This is a genomic window from Paenibacillus sp. 01T422 (assembly GCF_056398785.1).
In genome coordinates this window covers 1-1,397 of record NZ_JBFTQB010001245.1, presented here as the reverse complement: position 1 = coordinate 1,397, position 1,397 = coordinate 1, and the positions used below count along the sequence as shown (strand labels likewise).

Below are 1,397 nucleotides of genomic sequence, written 5' to 3'. Positions count from 1 at the left end.
CTCCTATTCGACGCAACCCCATTTCGCTATGCATCAGTAATGATCCCTTGTCAATTTTTTTTATTATTCTTCCAATCGAACAATTATTATCCTTTAAGTAGGTTCCCATTAAATAACACCTTGATTGTCCGAATAAAGAGAATGACCAAAACGATATTTAGCAAAACTAGAATGACTGCGGAAATGGCGATTAACAGCCAGGAATTCACAAACATTGCATATTGCAAAGCTGCATTACTGAGCGCCGCAAGCGGAAAGCTTACCCCCCACCAAGAGGCTCCAAAAGGGACCGATTTTTTGAATACTTTGAAAAACAAAACGATAAACAAAAACAAACCAAAATAAAACAAAATGGACGCGAACTGATCAATGCGATGTTCGAAGTTCACATAACCAAGAAAACCAACCTCGAACGGTGCAATCATGATTATCATAGAGGGTGTTAATCCCGCATGCAGTGGATCATGATGAATCAACCTAGACAAGATCATGGTAAGAAAAATTAAGGCGACAATTCCGCCGATCGCTAGCGACAGCATATTAATTTCATGCGCCCATGGGAACGGCATAGACCCGCCGGCTACAGCAATATCAATGGTCCCTACGCCAGGAATCAACCAAGCAGGAACCGCATGACCCGGCTCATGATTCCCGTTCAGCAAGCGCGCAACAATGATAAAACTAAGCGCTAAAGTGGTTACAGTTCCGATTATCCAAACCACTTGTGAGATGATAGGACTATAAGTACCTATAACAGAAGATAGTAATAATATTGCAATCGTGATTGTACCGAAGAAGTTGCCCGTTATAGGATGTTTGAATTCAGCTTTGACTTTCTGCGGGTATAGAACCCATTTTGAAAGATAAGCTATACTTAGAGCGACAAATACTAGAACGGCAATAATCCCAATGATATCAGCGACTACGAGTGAAGCACCGAATAACTTACTTGCTTGTCTCCAAGCAAGTGCTAGTCCTGAAATGCCCATAACCGACGCAAATAGATTAACGGGTAAAAATTGAATGGATCCGATGCTGTTTTGTTTCTGTATGGCAGTTATGGTTTGCATGTGTAAAGGTCACTACTTTCTATGAGAATTATTGGTGTATCTCGAATGCAATCTCAAACATTTTTAAATATGAAGTCGCTAACACGCTTAACTAATGCTTCATGGAGAGCCCTCCATTGATTTTACCTACTAACAACATAAGTATCATTATTGATGAATTAAACCATCATTGGCCTTGTCAAAGCGGGTGCCGGAGTGACTGCCCTGTCGAGAACATACTTGAATTTGTACAACGATGCCCAGTTAAAAGCAATAAAGATCGTGAATCCAACGCTTAGCAGGGAAATTGCCATCATCCACCATAAAGATAAATATATAAGCCAGGCT

Annotated in this window: 2 protein-coding genes; one reads left to right on the top strand and one right to left on the bottom strand. The window is 40.6% G+C overall.

Annotated elements, in window-relative coordinates:
* Positions 1–86 precede the first annotated feature (86 nt).
* Positions 87–1,070: an SLAC1 anion channel family protein gene (locus AC1DUA_RS37625; protein WP_477504576.1), complete on the bottom strand. Its 984-nt coding sequence runs from the start codon at positions 1,068–1,070 to the stop codon at positions 87–89.
* A gap of 165 nt (positions 1,071–1,235) precedes the next feature.
* Between AC1DUA_RS37625 and AC1DUA_RS37620 the strand changes: the two genes are divergently transcribed.
* On the top strand, positions 1,236–1,397 hold a 162-nt coding region (locus AC1DUA_RS37620), incomplete at its 3' end, for a LysR family transcriptional regulator substrate-binding protein (protein WP_477504577.1).